Source organism: Kitasatospora sp. MBT66, assembly GCF_000710405.2.
Classification (GTDB): domain Bacteria; phylum Actinomycetota; class Actinomycetes; order Streptomycetales; family Streptomycetaceae; genus Kitasatospora; species Kitasatospora purpeofusca.
Genome location: NZ_JAIY01000010.1, coordinates 60,916 through 83,357 on the forward strand (window position 1 = coordinate 60,916; position 22,442 = coordinate 83,357).

Annotated in this window: 19 protein-coding genes; 2 read left to right on the forward strand and 17 right to left on the reverse strand. The window is 73.3% G+C overall.

Annotated features, from left to right (window positions below):
* Positions 1–349 (reverse strand): DUF6597 domain-containing transcriptional factor (locus BI06_RS51155; RefSeq protein ID WP_369826223.1); only part of this gene is annotated, 349 nt, incomplete at its 3' end.
* Positions 350–865: 516 nt separating this feature from the next.
* On the opposite strand from BI06_RS51155, the gene BI06_RS24870 reads away from it, so the two are divergent.
* The gene (locus tag BI06_RS24870; protein ID WP_051741796.1) at positions 866–1,846 is read left to right on the forward strand and encodes a LysR family transcriptional regulator; all 981 of its coding nucleotides are present in this window, start codon (positions 866–868) and stop codon (positions 1,844–1,846) included.
* Positions 1,847–1,929: 83 nt separating this feature from the next.
* Here the strand turns inward: BI06_RS24870 and BI06_RS24875 are convergent, their stop codons facing one another.
* The 3 genes from BI06_RS24875 to def form a co-directional block, all read right to left on the reverse strand.
* Positions 1,930–3,396: an RsmB/NOP family class I SAM-dependent RNA methyltransferase gene (locus BI06_RS24875; protein WP_051741798.1), complete on the reverse strand. Its 1,467-nt coding sequence runs from the start codon at positions 3,394–3,396 to the stop codon at positions 1,930–1,932.
* Positions 3,397–3,628: 232 nt separating this feature from the next.
* Positions 3,629–4,576: a methionyl-tRNA formyltransferase gene (gene fmt / locus BI06_RS24880; protein ID WP_043471796.1), complete on the reverse strand. Its 948-nt coding sequence runs from the start codon at positions 4,574–4,576 to the stop codon at positions 3,629–3,631.
* A 67-nt stretch (positions 4,577–4,643) separates the two neighbouring features.
* Positions 4,644–5,189, reverse strand: coding sequence for a peptide deformylase (gene def, locus BI06_RS24885; protein WP_030397589.1), 546 nt, complete (start codon positions 5,187–5,189; stop codon positions 4,644–4,646).
* A 242-nt stretch (positions 5,190–5,431) separates the two neighbouring features.
* Between def and BI06_RS55570 the strand changes: the two genes are divergently transcribed.
* Positions 5,432–6,175, forward strand: coding sequence for a hypothetical protein (locus BI06_RS55570; protein ID WP_369826224.1), 744 nt, complete (start codon positions 5,432–5,434; stop codon positions 6,173–6,175).
* 221 nt (positions 6,176–6,396) lie between these two features.
* Here BI06_RS55570 and BI06_RS24895 read toward each other — a convergent pair whose 3' ends face one another.
* From BI06_RS24895 to BI06_RS24955, 13 genes are all read right to left on the reverse strand, one after another.
* Complete coding sequence (locus BI06_RS24895; protein WP_082558670.1) at positions 6,397–8,577, reverse strand: primosomal protein N'; 2,181 nt, start codon at positions 8,575–8,577, stop codon at positions 6,397–6,399.
* 123 nt (positions 8,578–8,700) lie between these two features.
* Positions 8,701–9,909 carry a methionine adenosyltransferase gene (metK, locus tag BI06_RS24900; protein ID WP_043471798.1) on the reverse strand — a complete coding sequence of 403 codons (1,209 nt, stop codon included), beginning with the start codon at positions 9,907–9,909 and terminating at the stop codon, positions 8,701–8,703.
* Between the two features lie 152 nt (positions 9,910–10,061).
* Positions 10,062–11,297, reverse strand: coding sequence for a bifunctional phosphopantothenoylcysteine decarboxylase/phosphopantothenate--cysteine ligase CoaBC (coaBC, locus tag BI06_RS24905; RefSeq protein ID WP_043471800.1), 1,236 nt, complete (start codon positions 11,295–11,297; stop codon positions 10,062–10,064).
* Between the two features lie 166 nt (positions 11,298–11,463).
* Positions 11,464–11,730, reverse strand: a complete 267-nt coding sequence (gene rpoZ / locus BI06_RS24910) for a DNA-directed RNA polymerase subunit omega (protein ID WP_030240625.1) — start codon at positions 11,728–11,730, stop codon at positions 11,464–11,466.
* A gap of 39 nt (positions 11,731–11,769) precedes the next feature.
* A complete protein-coding gene (gene gmk / locus BI06_RS24915; RefSeq protein WP_043471804.1) occupies positions 11,770–12,327 on the reverse strand; it encodes a guanylate kinase in 558 nt (185 codons plus the stop codon).
* Positions 12,328–12,375: 48 nt separating this feature from the next.
* On the reverse strand, positions 12,376–12,702 hold the full coding sequence (gene mihF, locus BI06_RS24920) for an integration host factor, actinobacterial type (RefSeq protein ID WP_030056187.1): 327 nt from the start codon (positions 12,700–12,702) through the stop codon (positions 12,376–12,378).
* Between the two features lie 359 nt (positions 12,703–13,061).
* Entirely contained in the window at positions 13,062–13,895 is an 834-nt protein-coding gene (gene pyrF, locus BI06_RS24925; protein ID WP_043471806.1) for an orotidine-5'-phosphate decarboxylase, read from the reverse strand.
* A gap of 47 nt (positions 13,896–13,942) precedes the next feature.
* The gene (locus tag BI06_RS24930) at positions 13,943–15,055 is read right to left on the reverse strand and encodes a quinone-dependent dihydroorotate dehydrogenase (protein ID WP_043471808.1); all 1,113 of its coding nucleotides are present in this window, start codon (positions 15,053–15,055) and stop codon (positions 13,943–13,945) included.
* Positions 15,056–15,121: 66 nt separating this feature from the next.
* Positions 15,122–18,433: a carbamoyl-phosphate synthase large subunit gene (carB, locus tag BI06_RS24935; RefSeq protein WP_030396074.1), complete on the reverse strand. Its 3,312-nt coding sequence runs from the start codon at positions 18,431–18,433 to the stop codon at positions 15,122–15,124.
* Positions 18,426–19,583: a glutamine-hydrolyzing carbamoyl-phosphate synthase small subunit gene (gene carA / locus BI06_RS24940; RefSeq protein WP_051741800.1), complete on the reverse strand. Its 1,158-nt coding sequence runs from the start codon at positions 19,581–19,583 to the stop codon at positions 18,426–18,428. Before carA ends, carB begins: the two co-directional genes overlap by 8 nt.
* Positions 19,580–20,164 carry a hypothetical protein gene (locus BI06_RS24945; protein ID WP_078880312.1) on the reverse strand — a complete coding sequence of 195 codons (585 nt, stop codon included), beginning with the start codon at positions 20,162–20,164 and terminating at the stop codon, positions 19,580–19,582. Before BI06_RS24945 ends, carA begins: the two co-directional genes overlap by 4 nt.
* On the reverse strand, positions 20,161–21,465 hold the full coding sequence (locus tag BI06_RS24950; protein ID WP_030396071.1) for a dihydroorotase: 1,305 nt from the start codon (positions 21,463–21,465) through the stop codon (positions 20,161–20,163). Before BI06_RS24950 ends, BI06_RS24945 begins: the two co-directional genes overlap by 4 nt.
* Complete coding sequence (locus BI06_RS24955) at positions 21,462–22,439, reverse strand: aspartate carbamoyltransferase catalytic subunit (protein WP_030396070.1); 978 nt, start codon at positions 22,437–22,439, stop codon at positions 21,462–21,464. Before BI06_RS24955 ends, BI06_RS24950 begins: the two co-directional genes overlap by 4 nt.
* Between the last annotated feature and the right edge of the window lie 3 nt (positions 22,440–22,442).

The following is a 22,442-nucleotide window of genomic DNA, read 5'->3' on the forward strand; positions in this document are numbered from 1 at the left end:
GCCGCCCGGGGAGCCGTTCCGCCGCGCCCGCACCGACGACCTCGGCCAGCGGCACCTGGAGGTCGCAGAGCTCCCGCACAGGCATCGCCCCCAGCAGCAGACCGGCCGCACCGGGCCGGAACCGCACCCCGGCCAGCTCGGCCCCGCCCGGCACCGGTACGGTCCGGGGCGCGCGGTCCGGGCCGACCACCTCCAGGCCCGCCGCCGACCACACCAGGTCCACGCAGCCGTCCGGCACCACGAGCTGCCCGTACGCCGGCCCCGCGGCGTTCCGCCGCACCCAGACGCAGGCCACCTGCCGCCCGGGGGCGGCACCGGGCGGCCGTTCCGCGTACAAGGAGGAACCCACCCTCCCACTCTCACCCGAACGCGAGTCCGGACGCCACCCCCACCGCCGCCTCCGCCCCGCCCGTCCCCGCCCGCCCCGCCCGCCCGTCCCGCCCGTCCGCCCGCCGGTCCGCACGGGGCGCGCTCCGGCGCAGGTCCATTGGTATGTACCACCGTCCGATGATCCGGACCGACCGTCCCCACTTCCGCACCCCCGCCGCCGGGCCGGCGGGTCACCCGGGGGCGTCGCCCGGGCCGCACGCGGCCAGCCCTGGCAGCTCACCGGGCCGACATGGCCGGCGTGCGCCGTCGGCCGGACGAAAGGTCGGCACACGGCCTCCTTGGCAGGCCACCACCAACATGTCATTGTCAATCATCACGTCAGATCCTTCACTCCAAAGGGGAGTTGTCACGATCGACGGTAGATGACGAGTCGTCATGCGCCCCCACGAAACCCTTGGTCAGCACTGCTTCCACTTCTGGTCATCCCCGCCCCCACCACCCCCACCCAGCCGACCGACCACCAGCGGAGAACTTCATGCCGGACCTCGATCTCAACCTGCTTGTCGCCCTGGACGCCCTGCTGGAGGAGGGCAGCGTGACAGGCGCCGCAGAGCGGCTGCACACCTCGGCCCCCGCGATGAGTCGCACGCTCGGGCGACTGCGCCGGGTGCTCGGCGATCCGCTCCTGGTCCGGGCCGGCCGGGGGCTGGTCCCGACGCCGCGCGCGGTGGAACTACGGGCGGAGGTCCGCGCGCTGGTCAGCCGCGGCCAGTCGCTGCTGGTCCCGCGCGCCGCCGCCGAACCGGCCGACCTCAACCGCCGCTTCACCCTCCAGACCGGGGACGTGCTCCTCACCACCATCGGCGCGACCCTGGTGGAGACGGTGCGCGCCCAGGCTCCGGCCGTCACCCTGCGCTTCCTCAGCGACCATCCGGAGGGCGCCAGCGCGATGCGGGACGGCGTGATCGACCTGGAGGTCGGCGTGACGGACCACCTCGACCCGGAGACCCGTACCGAACCGCTGGCGACCTCCGGCCTGGTGGGCATCGCCCGCGCCGGACACCCGCTGACCGTCGGCGCGCCCCCCACCGCCGAGGAGTTCGCCACCGCCGACCACCTCGCAGTCTCCCGCAACGGCCGCGGCCAGGGGCCGATCGACCAGCGGCTGGCCGAGGTCGGCCTCTCCCGGCGGGTGGTCGCCAGTGTGCCGAGCTACCCGGCCGCGCTCTTCCTGCTCCGCGACAGCGACCTGGTCGGCCTCGCCCCGGCCCGGCTGGGGACCCGGGCGGCCGAGGCCCTCGGGCTGACCACCTTCCCGCTCCCGGTGCCGATGCCCGAGGTGACGCTGACCATGGCCTGGCACCCGCGCAACGACCAGGACGCCGGCCACCGCTGGCTGCGCGAGCTGGTCCGGGGTGTCGTCACCGCACGCGCCGGCGCCCCCCGCCGGACCGTCGACCTGCCCCCGGCCGAAGCGTTCCTCGGCGCCAACCGCCCGGTGCTGAGCTCCCGTTGAGCACCGGGGTCGGGTCAGGCCCGGGCCGACCACCCGGGCCGGACCCGACCGCCCGCTCCTGACGCCCGCGTCGCCCGCGGCCCCTACGCCGTGCGGCGCAGCAGGGCCAGGTACATCGCGTCCGTCCCGTGCAGGTGGGGCCAGAGCTGGACGTCGGGGCCGTCGCCGAGGGCCGGCACGCCGGGCAGCAGCGGGCGGGCGTCGATCCACTCGAGCCGGCCGCCCTCGTCACGCAGCACGTCGTCGACGACCGCCCTGGTCTCCGCGAGGTGCGGCGAGCAGGTGGCGTAGCCGACCACGCCGCCGATCCGGGTGGCCTCGACGGCCGAGCGCAGCAGGTCGCGCTGGAGCGGCCCGAAGGCGGCGACGTCCGCCGGCCGGCGTCGCCAGCGGGCCTCCGGCCGACGTCGCAGGGCACCGAGACCGGAGCACGGCACGTCGACGAGCACCCGGTCGAAGCCGCCGGACTTCCAGGCCGGCCGGGTGCCGTCGGCGGCGATCACGGTGTACGGGCCGGGGTTGCCGGCCAGGGCGCGGGCGACCAGCCGGGCCCGGTGCGGCTGCTTCTCGCTGGCGACCAGCGCGGCCCCGCGCTCCGCGGCGAGCGCGGCGAGCAGCGCGGCCTTGCCGCCGGGGCCGGCGCAGCCGTCGAGCCAGAGCCGGTCCGGGCCGTCCAGCGGGGCGGCGGCGAGGGCGAGGGCGACCAGCTGGCTGCCCTCGTCCTGGACGCCGGCCCGGTTGTCCTGCACGGCCGCGAGCGAGCCGGGGTCGCCGCCTTCGGCGAGCCGCAGCGCGAACGGGGACCAGCGGCCCGGCTCGGCCTCCGGCAGGGCCTCGGCCAGCTCGCCGACGGCGATCCGCCCGGGCCGGGCCACCAGGGTGACCTCGGGGCGCTCGTTGTCGGCGCGGAGCAGCTCCTCCATCGCCTCGCGCCCGGAGGCGCCGGGCTGCCAGCGGCCGAGCGAGTCCCACAGGGCGGCGACCACCCAGCGCGGGTGGGAGTGCACGACGGCGAGGTGGTCCTCGGCGTCCTTGTCGTACGGCGGGGCGACCTGCTCCAGCCAGGTGTCCAGGTCGTGGGCGCTGATCCGGCGCAGCACGGCGTTGACGAACTTGGCCTTGCCGTCGCCGAGCACCGCGCGGGCCAGTTCGACGGTGGCCGAGACGGCGGCGTGGCTGGGGATGCGGGTGGTCAGCAGCTGGTGGGCGCCGAGCGAGAGGACGTCGAGGACCGGCGGGTCGACCTTGCTGAGCGGGCGGTCGATGCAGGCGGCGATGACCGCGTCGTAGGTGCCCTGGAGCCGGAGGGTGCCGTAGACCAGCTCGGTGGCGAGTGCCGCGTCGCGCCGGTCCATGCCCTTCTGCTCGGCCTCGCGGAGCAGCGAGGGCAGGATCAGGTTGGCGTAGGCGTCGCGCTCGTCGACGGCCCGCAGGGCGCGGAAGGCGACGATCCGCGCGGGGTCCTTCTTCGGGCGCCGGTGCGGGCGCGGGGCGCGCTTTCCGCCGGACGCGCCGGAGGTGGTGCCGGAATTGCTGCTGGTGGTGCTCATGGGATGTGCCTCAAGGTGCTACGGAGGTTATGTCGTGATCTCTCGAACAGTAACGCGAAACGCGGGCCGGCTCAGCCCGTGCCGTTCCCGGACACCCTCGCCGGGGACGTCCGGGTGCCCGCGCTCCGGGCGGCGGCGGGCACTTTGCAAAGTGCACTTTGCAAAGTCCTCACACACTTTGCAAAGTGCACCGGCACTTTGCAAAGTGCGCGCCGACCCGCCCGGGCCCGGCTCATTCCGCGGTGCGCTCGCCCAGGCGCTCGCCGGACTCGATCCGCGCGCCGCGCGCCCAGTCCGCCGCCCGCATGGCCTTCTTGCCCTGCGGCCGCACCTCGCCCAGCTCGACCTCGTGGCTGCCGGTGCCGACCCGGACGCTGTTCTTGCCGACGGCCAGCTCGCCCGGGGCGAGCGCGGCGGAGGCCGGCACCAGGGTGACCGGGCCGGTGACCTTGAGCCGCTCGCCGCGGAACTCGGTCCACGCGCCGGGCGCGGGGGCGCAGCCGCGCACCACCCGGTCGACCCGCAGCGCGGGCGCGGTCCAGTCGATCCTGGCGTCCTCGACGGTGATCTTCGGGGCGAGGGTGATGCCCTCGGCGGGCTGCGGGACGGCGTGCAGGCTGCCGTCGGCGATGCCGTCCATGGTGGCGGCGAGCAGCCGGGCGCCGGAGTGCGCGAGCCGGCCGAGCAGGTCGCCGCTGGTGTCGGCGGCGCGGACCTCCTCGGTGATCACGCCGTAGACCGGGCCGGAGTCCAGGCCCTGCTCGATCAGGAAGGTGGACGCGCCGGTGACCTCGTCGCCGGCCGTCACCGCGTGCTGGACGGGCGCGGCGCCGCGCCAGGCGGGGAGCAGCGAGAAGTGCAGGTTGACCCAGCCGTGCTTCGGGATCTCCAGGGTGCCGGGGCGCAGCAGGGCGCCGTAGGCGACGACCGGGCAGCAGTCGGGCGCGAGCTCGGTGAGCCGGGCGACGAAGTCGGGGTCGCTCGGCTTCGCCGGCTTGAGGACCTCGATCCCGGCCTCCTCGGCGCGCTGGGCGACGGGGCTGGCGACGAGCTTGCGACCGCGGCCGGAGGGGGCGTCGGGGCGGGTGACCACCGCGACGACCTCGTGCCGGTCGGAGGCGAGCAGGGCGTCCAGGGCGGGAACGGCGACCTCGGGGGTGCCGGCGAACACGAGGCGCATCAAGTGCCTTTCTGCAGTGCGGAGTTGACGTAGTTCGGGAACAGGGGAGGAGCAGCCGGGCCGGCGCTCAGCGCGCCGCGCCGAAGGTGCTGTGCGGGGAGACCTTGACCACCGGCAGCGGGCCGGAGCCCCAGTCCGTCTCCCGGATCGCCCTGAGCGCGGCCTTGCGCTGCTCCGGGTCGAGGCGGTCGATGAAGACGATGCCGTCCAGGTGGTCCGTCTCGTGCTGGATGCAGCGCGCCAGCAACTGGGTGCCCTCGACGGTGACCGGGTCGCCGTACATGTTGAAGCCGCGGGCGACCACCCCGTACGCGCGCCGGGTGTCGTAGCGCAGGCCGGGGAGCGAGAGACAGCCTTCGGGGCCCTCCTGCTCCTCCTCGCTGAGCGACAGGTCGGGGTTGATCAGATGCCCGGTGACGCCGTCCACGTGGTAGGTGAACACCCGCAGAGAGATGCCGAGTTGAGGCGCGGCCAGGCCGGCGCCGGGGGCGTCCAGCATGGTCTCGGTGAGGTCCCCGACCAGGGTGCGGAGTTCCTTGTCGAAGGTGGTGACGGGCTGGGCGGTGGCGCGCAGGACAGGGTCTCCGAAGATTCGGATCGGCTGGATCGCCACGGGCACGGGCTCCTTGTCCGTCGGGGTGCCGGCTGCTGGGAACGGGCGGGCCGGGCGGGGTGCGCGCGGCCGTCGGCAAGTCTATGCAATCCCCCCGCACGAGGTTCTGGCATATCCCGCTACCCCTGCCTGCGTGACCCCGGTGGCCGGTCCGGCGTTGGTCAAGGGGGATTGACCGTGGCCGGAGCGCGCGGGAAGGGCGCTCCGGCCGAGTGAACCGTACGGAAGGCGGCACGTAGGCCATGGCCGAGCAGATCAACCACGACGCCCGGGCGCGGGCGAGCCTGCACCTGTTGGTGCGGGACATCGAGCGGGTGAGGCGGCAGGTCGACGCGCTGCGGACGCTCACCGCCCAGTTGGGCAATGTCTACCGGCCCCGTCGCCCGAGCACCTCCGCGGGCTTCGTGGTGTACGGACGAGCCCCCGCGCCGACGGTGCGGCTGGCGCAGGAACTACGGGAGAGCGTGGAGACGCTGGTGGCGGCGGCGGTCGAGTTCGACCGCGCGCTGGGCTTCTCCTGGGACTCGGTGGGCTCGGCCCTCGGGGTGACCAAGCAGGCGGTGCACCGCCGCTACGGCATGCGCCGGCCGACCGGCGAGCTGCTGGCGGCGAGCGGGGCGGTGCCCAACCCGAGCCGCCCGGACCGCTCCGAGGAGCTCTCCGGCCACTCCGCGCCGCACCCCGCGACCCACAGCCCGCAGCACGCCCCGCAGCACGCAGCGGCCGGCCACCCGCCGGCCCACACCGCCCCCGGCCACACCGGCCCGGGCCACCCGACGGTGGAGCGCGACCGCTCCCCCGCCCCGACCGGCCTGGCCGCGACCGTCCCGGCCGCCCGCCAGGGCGGTCTCGACCGCACCGCCCTGGACCGCAGCGCGCTCGACCGCGGCACCGCCGACCGCAGCACCGGCGACCGCGGGGCCCTCGACCGCGGGACTGCCGACCGCACCGCGCTGGACCGCTCCGGCGTCCCCCTGCGCGGCTGACGCACCACCCGGACGCCGGGTGAGGGCCCGCGGACCCACGACGCCGCGCCCCTCACCCGCTGTCCGGCACCACCCCCGAACAGACCGCCGCACCGAACACACCACCGCGGCACGAACACACCGCCGCACCGAACTCAGAACCGCTCAGCACCGCACCGCACCGACCACAGCACAGCTCAACACCGCACCCCGCCGGACCGCCGAACCGCCGGACCACCCGCTCAGCCGATGTCCGTCGGATCGATCCGCACCTTCACCACCTCCGGCGTGCGCAACGCGATCCGCGCGATCTGCGCCGCCTTCAACGCCGCCGCCAGCGCGGCCCCCTGCCCGGGCGGCACCCGCAGCAGCGCACGCTCCTGCTCCTCCCCCCGCAGCGCCGCCACCGGCACCGGCCCGAGCACGTCCGCGTCCGGCGGCAGCCGGACCAGGTTCAACAGGTCCGCCACCGCCGCCGGGCTGCCGGTCACCGAGGCCATCCGGGCCACCGGCGGGAAGTGCAGCTGTGCCCGCTCGTCCAGCTCGAACCCGGCGTGCCCGAGCGGGTCCCAGCGCACCAGCGCCTGCACCGCCCGCGCGGTCGGCTCGGCGACCACCACCACCGTCCCGCCCTCCCCGGCCGGGCGGACCAGCGCGGCGGCGGCCACCCAGAGCCGCAGCGCCTCCTCCCCGGCCCGCAGGTCGGGGCGGCCGAGCAGCGCCCAGCCGTCCAGCAGCAGCGCCGCCGCGTACCCGCCGCCGCTCTCGACGACCGGCTCGGCCCCGGGCGTGGAGATCACCAGCGCCGGCTCGTCCGGCACGGTGGCCAGTACCGCGTCCCGCCCCGAGGTCCGCACCGGGACCCTGGGGAACGCCTTGCCCAGCTCCTCGGCCGTCCGCCGGGCGCCCACCACCTGGGCCCGCAGCCGGAACGACCCGCACTCCGGGCAGTGCCACTCCCGCTCCTCCTCGCCGCACCACCCGCACTGCAGGGGCGCGTCGGCCCCGGCCGCCTCCAGCGGGCCCTCGCAGCGTCGGCAGCGGGCCGGCGTGCGGCAGCGCCCGCACGCCAGCCGGGGGACGTAGCCGCGCCGGGGCACCTGGATGAGCACCGGACCGCCGGCGGCCAGGCCCTCGCGGGCGGCCTCCCAGGCGATCGAGGGCAGCCGGGCGGCCTGCGCGGCGGCGTCCCGGTGCTGGTCGAGGTCGGTGACGGTGCGGACCCGGGGCGCCGTCCGGCGGACGGTCTCCCGGTCGGCGGTCAGCGCCCTGGCCCACCCGGTCCGCACCAGCTGGGCGCCCTCGACGGTGACCACGTGCCCGCCGAGCAGCACCGCCGCGCCCTCGTCGGCCGCGCGCAGCAGGGCGACTTCGCGCACGTGCGGGTGCGGGGCGCGCGGGTCGCAGTGGCTGGAGTCGCCGTCGGACCAGACGACCACGAGTCCGAGGTCGTGCACGGGCGCGAACATCGCCGCCCGGGTGCCGACGGCGGCGCGCACCGAGCCCCGGCTGACCGTGAGCCAGCGCCGGTAGCGCTCGCGCGGGCCCAGGTCGGCGGCCAGGACGGCGTGCCGGCCCTCGCCGAGCAGTTCGGTCAGCGCCCAGTCGACCCTGGCCACCGAGCGGCCGTCGGGCACCACGACCAGTGCGCCGCGCCCGCTCGCCAGGGTGGCCGCGACGGCACGGGCGATCTCGTACGGCCAGCCGGGGCCGGGCAGCGCCGTCCAGACCGCGCGCGGCGCCCCGCCGCCGGCCAGCGAGGCCAGGAAGTCCGGCCCGGCCGGGTAGCGGGACCAGCCGCCGGGCGCGGGCGCCTCCGGGCGGGGCAGCGGCGGCGGCGAGGGCTCGGCCTCCGCCTTGGCGTGCCGGGGCGGCACGGCGAGCTGCAGGACGTCGGCGAGGGTGCCGGCGTACCGGTCGGCGACGGTGCGGCAGAGCCGGAGCAGTTGCGGGGTGAGCACCGGTTCGGGCGAGAGGACCTGTGCGAGCGGGGCCAGCGGCCCGGAGAAGTCGCTCTTCTCCAGCCGGGCGACAATGAATCCGTCGTGCAGTTCGCCGCCCTCGCGCTGCCCCTTGACCACCCGCGCGCCGAAGCGGACCCGGACCCGGACACCGGGCTGGGCCTCCTCCGCCATCGCGGCCGGTACTTCGTAGTCGAAGAACTTGTCGATGGTGAGCACGCCCTTGTCGACGACCACCCTGGCGACCGGCAGGTGCTCGGCCCGCTTGGCACCGCGCCAGCTGCGCGGCTTGGCCCGCCGGACCGTCTCCCGGATGAACGCCAGCTGCTCCGGCGCCCCGGCGTCCCCACCGGTCGCCCCGGCCTCCTCGCCCACCGCCCCCGCGCCCTCGACCTCCTCGACCTCCCCGATCTGCTCGCCCGCCACCCCGCCGTCCTCGCCACTCCCCTGCCTGCTGCTCATCGCACCCAGTCCTACCAGGTCCCACCGACAGAACAGCAGCAGGTCCACCGACAAAACGGCAGGTGGTGGCCGCCCGGAGTGCCGGGCGGCCACCACCTGCCGTCAAACGATCCTATGAGCCGATCAGGCCTCGACGGCCTTCTTCAGCTGCTCCACCCGGTCGGTCCGCTCCCAGGTGAAGTCCGGCAGCTCACGGCCGAAGTGGCCGTACGCGGCGGTCTGCGAGTAGATCGGGCGCAGCAGGTCCAGGTCGCGGATGATCGCGGCCGGACGCAGGTCGAACACCTCGGTGACGGCCTTCTGGATGGCGAGGACCGGCACGGTCTCGGTGCCGAAGGTCTCCACGAACAGGCCGACCGGCTCGGCCTTGCCGATCGCGTAGGCGACCTGCACCTCGGCGCGGCGGGCGAGGCCGGCGGCGACGATGTTCTTCGCCACCCAGCGCATCGCGTACGCGGCCGAGCGGTCCACCTTGGACGGGTCCTTGCCCGAGAAGGCGCCGCCGCCGTGACGGGCCATGCCGCCGTAGGTGTCGATGATGATCTTGCGACCGGTGAGACCCGCGTCGCCCATCGGGCCGCCGATCTCGAACCGGCCGGTCGGGTTGACCAGCAGGCGGTAGCCCTCGGTGACCAGCTTGATGCCCTGCTCGGCGAGCGCCTTCAGCTCCGGCTCCACGACGAACTCGCGGACGTCCGGGGTGAGCAGCGACTCCAGGTCGATGTCGCTCGCGTGCTGGGTGGAGACCACCACGGTGTCGAGGCGGACGGCCTTGTCGCCGTCGTACTCGATGGTGACCTGGGTCTTGCCGTCGGGGCGCAGGTAGGGGATGGTCCCGTTCTTGCGCACCTCGGTCAGGCGGCGCGAGAGGCGGTGGGCCAGCGTGATCGGCAGCGGCATGAGCTCGGGCGTCTCGTCGGACGCGTAGCCGAACATCAGGCCCTGGTCGCCGGCGCCCTGCCGGTCCAGATCGTCCTCGTCACCCTCGACCCGGGCCTCGTACGCGGTGTCGACGCCCTGGGCGATGTCCGGCGACTGCGCGCCGATCGAGACGGAAACGCCGCAGGAGGCGCCGTCGAAGCCCTTCTTGGAGCTGTCGTAGCCGATCTCCAGGATCTTGTCCCGGACGAGCTGCGCGATCGGCGCGTAAGCCTTCGTGGTCACCTCGCCGGCCACGTGCACCTGGCCGGTGGTGATCAGCGTCTCCACCGCGACCCGGGAGGTCGGGTCCTCGCGGAGGAGAGCGTCAAGAATGGTGTCGCTGATCTGGTCAGCGATCTTGTCGGGGTGTCCCTCGGTCACGGACTCCGAGGTGAACAGGCGGCGAGACACAGCGCTCCCTGGGGTTGCAGCGGCTGCTGACTGAAAGGCCCCGGTCGGAACCGGGGACTTCCGGAAAGACTTGATTCCTGGAGTGTAACGGTCAGCTTCCGAGAAACGTCACGTGATTCCGGAATCGAAGACCGAATGCCCACCCCTCGAGATCAATGGGCGAGCAGATCTAGCCGTTCCGCGACCAGGTCCCAGACGACGTCCGCGAGAGCCTCCTTCGGGCCCACCGGAACGGGGGTCTCGGTGCCGTCCGCGCCCAGTACCACGGCCTCGTTGACGTCCTGCCCGAAGGCCTTTCCGTCCCCCACCTCGTTGACCACCAGCAGGTCGCAGCCCTTGCGCGCGAGCTTGGCGCGGCCATTGGCGAGGACGTCGTCGGTCTCCGCCGCGAATCCCACCACCAGTTGGCCCGAACGGGTGCGGTGGGCGGAGAGCTCGGCGAGCACATCGGGGTTGCGGACGAGCGCGACCGGGGCCGGTTCGACGCCCTCGACCTTCTTGATCTTGCCGGCGGCGTAGGCCGCGGGCCGGAAGTCGGCCACCGCCGCGGCCATGACCACGGCGTCCGCGTCCTCGGCGGCCTTCAGCGCCGCGTCCCGCAGTTCCAGCGCGGTGGCCACCCTGACCACGTCCACCCCGGCCGGGTCGGGCAGTCCCGCGTTGGCCGAGATCAACGTCACACGGGCACCGCGGGCGGCGGCCGTCGCGGCGAGCGCGTAGCCCTGCTTGCCGGAGGAGCGGTTGCCGAGGAAGCGGACCGGGTCGAGCGGCTCACGGGTGCCGCCGGCCGAGACCACCACGTGCCGGCCGGCCAGGTCGGCCCGCTCGCCGCCGTACCGGAGCACGGCCCGGCAGGCGTCGAAGATCGCGGCAGGCTCGGGCAGCCGTCCCTTGCCGGTGTCCTTGCCGGTCAGCCGGCCGCTGGCGGGCTCCAGCACGATCACGCCCCGGCGGCGCAGCGTGGCGACGTTCTCCCGGGTGGCGGGGTGCTCCCACATCTCGGTGTGCATCGCGGGCGCCAGCACCACCGGGCAGCGGGCGGTGAGCAGGGTGTTGGTGAGCAGGTCGTCGGCGAGGCCGTGGGCGGCCTTGGCCATCAGGTCGGCGGTGGCCGGGGCGACCACGACCAGGTCGGCGTTCTGCCCGATCCGCACGTGCGGGACCTCGTGCACGTTGTCCCAGGTCTCGGTGGCCGCGGGGCGGCCGGAGAGGGCCGCCCAGGTCGCCTCGCCGACGAAGTGCAGCGCCGCCGCGGTGGGCACCACGGTGACCTGGTGGCCGGACTCGGTGAACCGCCGCAGCAGCTCGCACGCCTTGTACGCGGCGATGCCGCCGCTGACGCCGAGGACGACGCGCGGTGCGCCCGTCCGCTCCGTGCTGCCGCTCATGTCGCCTGCTCTCCTCGTGGCGGTCCCAGATGCCCGCCAACCCTACGACCCGCCGACGATCACCCGCGCAGCGGCACCCCGCCCGGCCGCCGGGGCAAGCACCGGAAAAGACGGAGGGCCCGTCGGAGCGAACTCCGACGGGCCCTTCCGCAGACGCGGTGACGCCTCAGGCGGCCTCGATCGCCTCGGCCGTCAGCATGCCGGCGTTGATCTCGCGCAGCGCGATCGACAGCGGCTTCTCGTGCACGTGGGTGTCGACCAGCGGGCCGACGTACTCCAGCAGGCCCTCGCCGAGCTGGGAGTAGTACGCGTTGATCTGACGCGCACGCTTGGCCGCGTAGATGACCAGGCTGTACTTGGAGTCGGTGGCCTCAAGCAGCTCGTCGATCGGCGGGTTGATGATGCCCTCGGGCGCGGTCATGGAAGAGGACACGCGAAAACCTTCCGAAAGGGTGGAAAAAAAGACAACAGGTCAGCCTACACCGAGCAAGGCTAGCAGTTCAGTGGCGACCTGCTCGACGGAGGTGTTGACCAGGGTGGTGTCGAACTCCGGCTCGGCCGCCAGTTCGATCTTGGCCGCCTCCAGCCGCTTCTCGATCACGTCCTGCGGCTCGGTGCCCCGGCCGGTGAGCCGGCGGACCAGCTCGTCCCAGCTCGGCGGAGCCAGGAAGACCAGCTGCGCCTCGGGCATGGACTCGCGCACCTGGCGGGCGCCCTGCAGGTCGATCTCCAGCAGTACGGGCTCGCCGCGCTCCAGCTTCTCCTGGACCGCCGCCCGGGGGGTGCCGTAGCGGTTGCCCGCGAACACGGCCCACTCCAGCAGCTCACCGTTGGCGATCAGCTTGTCGAACTCGTCGTTGTCGACGAAGTGGTACTGGACCCCGTGCTGCTCGCCCGGCCTCGGGTGGCGGGTCGTCGCCGACACCGAGAGCCAGACTTCGGGGTGCTGCTTCCTCATATGAGCGACGACCGTGCTCTTGCCGACCCCCGAGGGGCCGGAGAGCACGGTCAGCCGCGGACGCTCACTCATGCACCGATTATCCCGGATCGCGGGCGATCCTGGGACCACGGGGCACGGTCAGGCGGCACCGCCGCCGAACTCCCGCTCCAGGGAGGCGATCTGGTTCGTTCCGAGACCACGGACACGACGGCTCTCGGAGATGCCGAGCCGCTCCATGATCTGCTTGGCACGGACCTTGCCCACGCCCGGCAGGGACTCCAGCAGGGCGGAGACCTTCATCTTGCCGATCACGTCGTTGTCGGCCTTGCCGGCCTTGATCACCTCGTGCAGGGAGGCGCCGGAGTGCTTGAGCCGGTTCTTGACCTCGGCGCGCTCCCGGCGAGCCTCGGCGGCCTTCGCGAGCGCGGCGGTGCGCTGTTCAGGGGTAAGGGGCGGAAGAGCCACGCCGTTCACCTCAGGTGTGGATGGAAGGGATTGAACTAGGACTGTTGTGGTTCCCAGGACACCGGCCAGAGAGCGACGCGCCGCCCCTGACCTGCGAGAGCAGCAGTATTCGCGGCTCTTCGATGACCTATCGCCGGACACTACCCGGATTGCGGCGCCGCGTCAGGAAAAGAACACGAAAAGTCCTGGTCAGCCAAGGCCGACCAGGACTTTCCGGGGCAAAATGACCGTGATTGCGAAGCTTTGGCGGCACCGATGTGACGGCGCTCACGTCAAGCCGCCGTCCCGCCTCCCCCGTCGCAACCCGTCACGGGGGTGCTGCGGAGCGTCCGCCGGGGCGAACCCCGCGACACCGCCCGCTACTTGACCGCTTCGGCGTACTCCTGGACAAAACGGTCGGCGGCCGAACGCAGCGCCTCCACCGAGGGGCCGTGCTTCAGCACGTCCCGGCTGACGCTCGGGACGACATTGCGCACCGAGGCGCCGAACACCCGCGGCAGATCGGCCATGGTCGCGCCCTGCGCCCCGATGCCGGGGGCCAGCAGCGGGCCGTTGATCGCCAGGTCCACCCCGGCGTCGGCCAGGGTGGCTCCGACCACCGCGCCGAAGGAGCCCAGCGGCTCGGCCCCGGCGTTCTCCTCGGCCAGCTGGCGCAGCACCGAGGCGGCGACCGGCTCGCCGTCGGCGCCGACCGCGCGCTGCACCTCCGCGCCCTCCGGGTTGGAGGTGAGCGCCAGCGCGAACACGCCCGCGCCGCTCGCCCGCGCCAGGTCCAGCGCCGGGCGCAGCGAGCCGAAGCCCAGGTAGGGGCTGACCGTGACGGCGTCCGAGAAGAGCGGGCTGCCGGGCGCCAGGAAGGCCTCCGCGTAGGCGGCCATGGTGGAGCCGATGTCACCGCGCTTGGCGTCCATCAGGACGAGCGCGCCGGCCGCCCTGGCCTCCTCGACCGACCGCTCCAGGACGGCGACGCCCCGGGAGCCGAAGCGCTCGTAGAACGCGGCCTGCGGCTTGAGCACGGCGACCCGGTCGGCCAGCGCCTCGACCACGGTGCGGCTGAAGGTCTCCAGGCCCGCGACGGTGTCCTCCACGCCCCAGGCGGCGAGCAGGGAGGCGTGCGGGTCGATGCCCACGCAGAGCTGGCCGCGGGTGTCGAGGGCGTGGCGCAGCCGGGCGCCGAAGGGGGCGAGGGTCATGACGTCCTTCCGGAGGGGCGTGGGAGAAGAGGCGTGGGAGGAGGGGCTCAGGCGGCCGTGCGGTCGTCGACCGCGCTGCCGACGGCCGCGGCCAGGCTGCGGAAGCCGCCGGCCCGCAGGCGCGCCGACAGGCCCTTGTGGACGCGCCGGCACCAGAGCGGGCCCTCGTAGATGAAGGCGCTGTAGCCCTGCACCAGGTCGGCGCCGTGGACGATCCGCTGCCAGGCGTCCTCGGCGGTCTCGATGCCGCCGACCGAGACCAGCGTCAGCCGGCCGCCGGTACGGGCGCGCAGCCGCTGCAGGACCACCAGGGCGCGCTCCTTGAGCGGGGCGCCGGACAGGCCGCCCATGCCGATCTCCGCGACCCGGGCGGCGTCGCTGCGCAGGCCCTCGCGGCCGATCGTGGTGTTGGTCGCGATGATGCCGTCCAGGCCCAGCTCCAGGGCCAGGTCGGCCACCTCGTCGATGTCCTCGTCCGCCAGGTCGGGGGCGATCTTGACCAGCAGCGGCACGTGGTGCGGGGTGGTCCGGTCGGCGGCCTCGCGCACGGCGCTCAGCAGCGGGCGCAGGTGCTCGACGGCCTGGAGGTTGCGCAGCCCGGGGGTGTTCGGCGAGCTGACGTTGACCACCAGGTAGTCGGCGAAGCGGGCGAGCCGCTCGGTGGACTTCACGTAGTCGGCGACCGCGTCGGCCTCCTCGACCACCTTGGTCTTGCCGATGTTGACGCCGACGACCGGGGTGGAGCTGGTGTGCGGGCGCGCGGCCAGCCGGGCGGCGACCCGGGCCGAGCCCTGGTTGTTGAAGCCCATCCGGTTGATCAGCGCGCGGTCCTCGACCAGCCGGAACAGCCGCGGCTGCGGGTTGCCGGGCTGCGCCTCGCCGGTGACGGTGCCGATCTCGACGTAGTCGAAGCCGAGCATCGACAGGCCGTCGATGCCGACCGCGTTCTTGTCGAAGCCGGCCGCCAGGCCGAACGGGCCGGGCAGGGCGAGGCCGAGGGCGTCGGTGCGCAGCGCCCGGTCGCGCGGGGCGAGCACCAGCCGGACGAGGCCGCGCAGGCCGGGCACCGAGGAGGCCAGCCGGATCCAGAAGAAGGCCAGGTGGTGGGCCTTCTCCGGGTCCATCTTCTTGAACACGAGGTCGAACAGCAGCTTGTACACAAAGTCCTCCCAGGGCATGGAAGTGGGGGGCACCCGGCGGTACTGGTGCCCCCCACTGCGGTGGTGCTAGTTGGCGCGGCCGGCGTTGATCAGCTCGGCGTGCTCCTGGAGCGACATGACGCCGACCTCGTCGCGCAGCAGCCGGTCGATGCCCTGGACGGCGGCGCCCATGGCCTGCACGGTGGTCAGGCAGGGCACCGCGCGGGCGACGGCGGCGGTGCGGATCTCGTAGCCGTCGAGGCGGCCGCCGGTGCCGTACGGCGTGTTGATGATGAGGTCGACCTCGCCGTCGTGGATCAGCTGGACGATGGTCCGCTCGCCGTTCGGGCCCTCGCCCTCGCTGTGCTTGCGCACCAGCGTGGACGGGATGCCGCCGCGCTGGAGGACCTCGGCGGTGCCGGCGGTGGCGAGCACCTCGAAGCCCAGGCTGACCAGCGCGCGGGCCGGGAAGACCAGGTTGCGCTTGTCGCGGTTGGCGACCGAGACGAAGACCTTGCCCTTGGTCGGCAGCGCGCCGTAGGCGCCGGCCTGGGCCTTCGCGTAGGCGGTGCCGAACACCCGGTCCAGGCCCATGACCTCGCCGGTGGAGCGCATCTCCGGGCCGAGGACGGTGTCCACGCCGCGGCCGTGGACGTCGCGGAAGCGGCTCCACGGCATCACGGCCTCCTTGACCGCGATCGGGGCGTCGGCCGGCAGGGTGCCGCCGTCGCCCTCGGCCGGGAGCATGCCCTCGGCGCGCAGCTCGGCGATGGTGGCGCCGAGCGAGACCCGGGCGGCGGCCTTGGCCAGCGGCACCGCGGTCGCCTTGGAGGTGAACGGCACGGTGCGCGAGGCGCGCGGGTTGGCCTCCAGGACGTACAGGATGTCGCCGGAGAGCGCGAACTGGATGTTGATCAGACCGCGCACCCCGACGCCGCGGGCGATGGCCTCGGTGGAGGCGCGCAGCCGCTTGATGTCGTACCCGCCGAGGGTGATCGGCGGCAGGGCGCAGGCGGAGTCGCCGGAGTGGATGCCGGCCTCCTCGATGTGCTCCATGACGCCGCCGAGGTAGAGCTCGGTGCCGTCGTAGAGGGCGTCGACGTCGATCTCCACCGCGTCGTCGAGGAAGCGGTCGATCAGCACCGGGTGCTCGGAGATCAGACCGGCGTGCCGCTCCAGGTAGGAGGCGAGCGACTCCTCGTCGTAGACGATCTCCATGCCGCGTCCGCCGAGCACGTAGGACGGGCGGGCGAGCACCGGGTAGCCGATCTCGTCGGCGAGGGCCTTGGCCTCGGCGAAGGAGAAGGCGGTGCCGTGCTTGGGGGCGGGCAGGCCCGCGTCGCGCAGGACGCGGCCGAAGGCGCCGCGCTCCTCGGCCAGGTCGATGGCCTCCGGCTGGGTGCCGACGATCGGCACGCCGTTGTCCTTGAGCGCCTGGGCCAGGCCGAGCGGGGTCTGGCCGCCGAGCTGGACGATCACACCGGCGAGCGGTCCGGCCTGCTTCTCGGCGTGGACGATCTCCAGCACGTCCTCCAGGGTGAGCGGCTCGAAGTAGAGCCGGTCGGAGGTGTCGTAGTCGGTGGAGACGGTCTCCGGGTTGCAGTTGACCATGACGGTCTCGTACCCGGCCTCGGCGAGCGCGAAGGAGGCGTGCACGCAGGAGTAGTCGAACTCGATGCCCTGGCCGATGCGGTTCGGGCCGGAGCCGAGGATGATCACCGCGGGCTTGGTGCGCGGGGCGACCTCGTTCTCCTCGTCGTAGGACGAGTAGAAGTACGGGGTCTTGGCCGCGAACTCGGCCGCGCAGGTGTCGACGGTCTTGAAGACCGGGCGGATGCCCAGCGCGTGCCGGACCTCGCGGACCACGTCGGGGCGCAGGCCGCGGATCTCGCCGACCTGGTGGTCGGAGAAGCCGTGCCGCTTGGCGTGGCGCAGCAGCTCGGGGGTGAGCTCGGGGGCCTCGGCCAGCTCGCCGGCGATCTCGTCGAGCAGGAAGAGCTGGTCGACGAACCACGGGTCGATCTTGGTGAACTCGAACACCTCGTCCGGGGTGGCCCCGGCCCGGATGGCCTGCATCACGGTGTTGATCCGGCCGTCGGTCGGCACGACCGCCTTGGCCAGCAGCTCGGCCTTGTCGCCCACCGGGCCGACCCAGGTGAACTGGGAGCCCTTCTTCTCCAGCGAGCGCAGCGCCTTCTGCAGCGCCTCGGGGAAGTTGCGGCCCATGGCCATCGCCTCGCCCACCGACTTCATGGTGGTGGTGAGGGTGGCGTCGGCGCTCGGGAACTTCTCGAACGCGAACCGGGGCACCTTGACCACGACGTAGTCGAGGGCCGGCTCGAAGGAGGCCGGGGTCTGCTCGGTGATGTCGTTGGGGATCTCGTCGAGGGTGTAGCCGACGGCCAGCTTGGCGGCGATCTTGGCGATCGGGAAGCCGGTCGCCTTGGAGGCCAGCGCCGAGGAGCGGGACACCCGCGGGTTCATCTCGATGACGATGACCCGGCCGTCGTCGGGGTTGACGGCGAACTGGATGTTGCAGCCGCCGGTGTCGACGCCGACCTCGCGGATCACGGCGATGCCGATGTCGCGCAGGATCTGGTACTCGCGGTCGGTGAGCGTCATCGCCGGGGCGACGGTGATCGAGTCACCGGTGTGCACGCCCATCGGGTCGAAGTTCTCGATCGAGCAGACGACCACGACGTTGTCGTTCTTGTCGCGCATCAGCTCGAGCTCGTACTCCTTCCAGCCGAGGATGGACTCCTCCAGGAGCACCTCGGTGGTCGGGGAGAGCGTCAGGCCCTGGCCGGCGATGCGGCGCAGCTCGTCCTCGTCGTGGGCGAAGCCGGAGCCGGCGCCGCCCATGGTGAAGGAGGGGCGGACGACGACCGGGTAGCCGCCCAGGGTGTCGACCCCGGCGATGACCTCGTCCATGGTGTGGCAGATGACCGAGCGGGCGGACTCGCCGTGGCCGATCTTGGCGTTGACGGCCTCGACCACGCCCTTGAACAGCTCGCGGTCCTCGCCCTTGTTGATCGCCTCGACGTCGGCGCCGATCAGCTCGACGCCGTACTTCTCCAGCGTGCCGGCGCTGTGCAGGGAGATCGCGGTGTTGAGCGCGGTCTGGCCGCCCAGGGTGGGCAGCAGGGCGTCGGGGCGCTCCTTGGCGATGATCTTCTCGACGAACTCCGGGGTGATCGGCTCGACGTAGGTGGCGTCGGCGATCTCCGGGTCGGTCATGATCGTCGCCGGGTTGGAGTTCACCAGGACGACCCGCAGGCCCTCGGCCTTCAGGACGCGACACGCCTGCGTGCCCGAGTAGTCGAACTCGGCGGCCTGGCCGATCACGATCGGGCCGGACCCGATGACCAGGACGGACTTGATGTCAGTGCGCTTAGGCACGCTGGCCCTCCATGAGCTCAACGAAACGGTCGAAGAGGTAGGCCGCGTCGTGCGGGCCGGCAGCCGCTTCGGGGTGGTACTGCACGCTGAAGGCGGGCACGTCGAGCGCCTGGAGGCCCTCCACCACGTCGTCGTTCAGGCAGACGTGGGAGACCTCGACCCGCCCGTACGGGGTGTCGCTGACCTTGTCCAGCGGCGCGTTCACGGCGAAGCCGTGGTTGTGGGCGGTCACCTCGACCTTGCCGGTGGTGCGGTCCTGCACCGGCTGGTTGATGCCGCGGTGGCCGTACTTGAGCTTGTAGGTGCCGAAGCCCAGCGCGCGGCCGAGGATCTGGTTGCCGAAGCAGATCCCGAAGAACGGGGTCCTGCGCTCCAGCACGCCCTGCGCCACGGCGACCTGGTGGTCGGCGGTGGCCGGGTCGCCCGGGCCGTTGGAGAAGAACACGCCGTCGGGGTTGACGGCGTAGACGTCCTCGATCGTCGCGTTTGCGGGCAGCACGTGCACCTCGATGCCGCGCTCGGCCATCCGCTGCGGGGTCATCGCCTTGATGCCGAGGTCCAGGGCGGCGACGGTGAAGCGCTTCTCACCGATCGCGGGCACCACGTACGGCTCGGTGGTGGCGACCTCGGCGCAGAGGTCGGCGCCCTTCATCTCGGGCGAGGACTGCACCTTGGCGAGCAGCGCGGCCGGGTCGGCCAGGGCCTCGCCGGAGAAGATGCCGCAGCGCATGGCGCCGCGCTCGCGCAGGTGGCGGGTGAGCGCCCGGGTGTCGATGCCGCTGATGCCGACGACGCCCTGGTTCACCAGCTCCTCGTCCAGCGAGCGGCGGGAGCGCCAGTTGGAGGCGACCCGGGAGGGGTCGCGGACGACGTACCCGGCGACCCAGATCTGCTTGGACTCGTCGTCCTCGTCGTTCCAGCCGGTGTTGCCGATCTGCGGGGCGGTCATCACGACCACCTGGCGGTGGTACGAGGGGTCGGTGAGGGTCTCCTGGTAGCCGGACATGCCGGTGTTGAAGACGGCCTCGCCGTAGGTCTCGCCGGTCGCGCCGTAGGCCTGGCCCCGGAAGGTCCGGCCGTCCTCCAGGACGAGCACAGCGGGCACACGCTCCCGCCGTTGGCGCTGCGTGGTGGGGGCAGGTGCGGTCATGACGCGGCCTCTTCCGTCTTCTTCGTCGTCGTACGTGTTGCGATGTGAGCGACCGCCTCGACCCAGGCGGCGTGCTCGTCCGGATGGTCGAACCGGAACCCGGAGTCCAGCTCCGTGCCCTCGAGCGCCCAGGTGACCACGAGGATCCCGGACGGGACGACCTTTCCGGCGATCCCGGAGTCCGTCCGGGCACCGGTCAGGTGCTCGGCGGGGATCCAGAAGTCGACGTCACCCGGGCGCTGCACCAGCAGCCCGTTCTCGCCGAGGGTCAGATCGGCGCGGCTGCGGGTGCCCAGGCCGTGCGCGACGACCCGGTCGAGCCAGTTCCCGGCGGTGGTGGTGCCGTGGTACCGGCCGCTGCTCTCCAGGATGGTCCGGCCGGCGCGCTCCGGCACGGCGGGCAGCGGCGGGATCCCGGACTGCAGGGTGCGGCGCCAGTTCCAGCCCTGGCGCATCAGCCAGTACACGAGGCCGATGACCAGCAGCAGGCCCACCGTCCAGCCGATGTACCCGGGCCAGTTGGCGACCCTGGCCTGCTCCTGGGCCAGCAGCGCCGCGGCGCCCCCGGTCGTGGAGCTCACGCGAGACCACCCTGCTCGACCAGCTCGCCGGCCAGCACCGTGGCGGTGCCGCGCAGGAAGGTGGCGTGCACCCGACCGGGCAGGTCGAGGCCCTTGTAAGGGGTGTTGCGGGAGCGGGTGGCGAAGCTGTCGGGGTTCACGGCACCACGGTACGCGGGATCGAACAGCACCAGGTTGGCGGGCTCACCCACCGAGACCGGCCGGCCCTGCCCCGCGAGGCGGCCGATCCGGGCCGGGCGGTGCGACATCCGGTCGGCGACGCCCTCCCAGTTCAGCAGGCCGGTGTCGACCATGGTCTGCTGCACCACGGACAGTGCGGTCTCCAGGCCGACCATGCCCATCGCGGCCACGGCCCACTCGCAGTCCTTGTCCTCGGCCGGGTGCGGCGCGTGGTCGGTGGCGACGGCGTCGATGGTGCCGTCCGCCAGCGCCTTGCGCAGCGCCTGGACGTCCTCGGCGGTGCGCAGCGGCGGGTTGACCTTGTACACCGGGTCGTAGGAGCGGACCAGCTCGTCGGTCAGCAGCAGGTGGTGCGGGGTGACCTCGGCGGTGACGTCCCAGCCCTTGGCCTTGGCCCAGCGGACGATCTCGACCGAGCCGGCGGTGGAGACGTGGCAGATGTGCAGCCGGGAGCCGACGTGCGCGGCGAGCAGCACGTCGCGGGCGATGATCGCCTCCTCCGCGACGGCCGGCCAGCCGCCGAGGCCGAGCTCGCCGGAGACCTGGCCCTCGTTCATCTGGGCGCCCTCGGTCAGCCGGGGCTCCTGCGCGTGCTGGGCGACGACACCGTCGAAGGCCTTCACGTACTCCAGCGCGCGGCGCATCATCACCGCGTCGTCGACGCACTTGCCGTCGTCGGAGAAGACCCGGACGCCGGCCGCGGACTCGTGCATGGCGCCGAGCTCGGCGAGCTTCTTGCCCTCCAGGCCGACGGTGACGGCGCCGACCGGCTGGACGTCGCAGTAGCCGGACTCCTGGCCCAGCCGCCAGACCTGCTCGACCACACCGGCGGTGTCGGCCACCGGGAAGGTGTTGGCCATCGCGTGGACGGCGGTGAAGCCGCCCTTGGCGGCGGCGCGGGTGCCGGTGAGGACGGTCTCGGCGTCCTCGCGGCCGGGCTCGCGCAGGTGGGTGTGCAGGTCGACCAGGCCGGGCAGGACGATCAGCCCGGTGGCGTCGATCTCGATGTCCGCCGTGGCGTCCAGGGCGGTGCCGATCGCCGCGATCGCACCGTCGACGAGGTGGAGGTCCTGCGGAGCGCCGCCGAGGATCTGGGCGTTGCGGATCAGGTAGGTGGTCACTTGGCGCTCTCCACGGAGTCGGTGCGGGGGGTGTCGGTGAGGGTGGCTCCGCCGAGCAGCAGGTAGAGCACGGCCATCCGGACGGAGACGCCGTTGGCGACCTGCTCGACCACGGTGCAGCGCGGCGAGTCGGCGACCTCGGCGGTGATCTCCATGCCGCGGACCATCGGGCCGGGGTGCATGACGATGGCGTGCTCGGGCAGCCGGGACATCCGCGGGCCGTCCACGCCGTAGCGGCGGGTGTACTCGCGCTCGGTGGGGAAGAACGCGGCGTTCATCCGCTCGCGCTGGACCCGGAGCATCATCAGCGCGTCGGTCTTCGGGAGCACGCTCTCCAGGTCGTAGCTGACCTCGCAGGGCCAGTTCTCGATCCCGATCGGCAGCAGGGTCGGCGGGGCGACGAAGGTCACCTGGGCGCCGAGCGTGGTGAGCAGGTGGACGTTCGAGCGGGCCACCCGGCTGTGCAGGATGTCGCCGACGATGGTCACCCGCCGCCCGGCCAGGTCGTTGCCGGCCCCCGGGTTGAGGTGGCGGCGCATGGTGAAGGCGTCGAGCAGGGCCTGGGTGGGGTGCTCGTGGGTGCCGTCACCGGCGTTGATGACGCTGCCGTGCAGCCAGTCGGACTGGGCCAGCCGGGCCGGCGCGCCGGAGGCGTGGTGCCGGACCACGACCGCGTCGGCGCCCATCGCCTGGAGGGTCAGCGCGGTGTCCTTGAGGCTCTCGCCCTTGGAGACCGAGGAGCCCTTGGCGGAGAAGTTGATGACGTCCGCGGAGAGCCGCTTCTCGGCGACCTCGAAGGAGGTCTTGGTGCGGGTCGAGTCCTCGAAGAAGAGGTTGACGACGGTGCGGCCGCGGAGGGTGGGGAGCTTCTTGACCGCCCGGCCGGACAGCTGGGCGAGTTCCTCGGCGGTGTCCAGGACGAGCAGCGCGTCGTCGCGGGTGAGATCGGCGGCGGACACGAGGTGGCGCTTCACGCG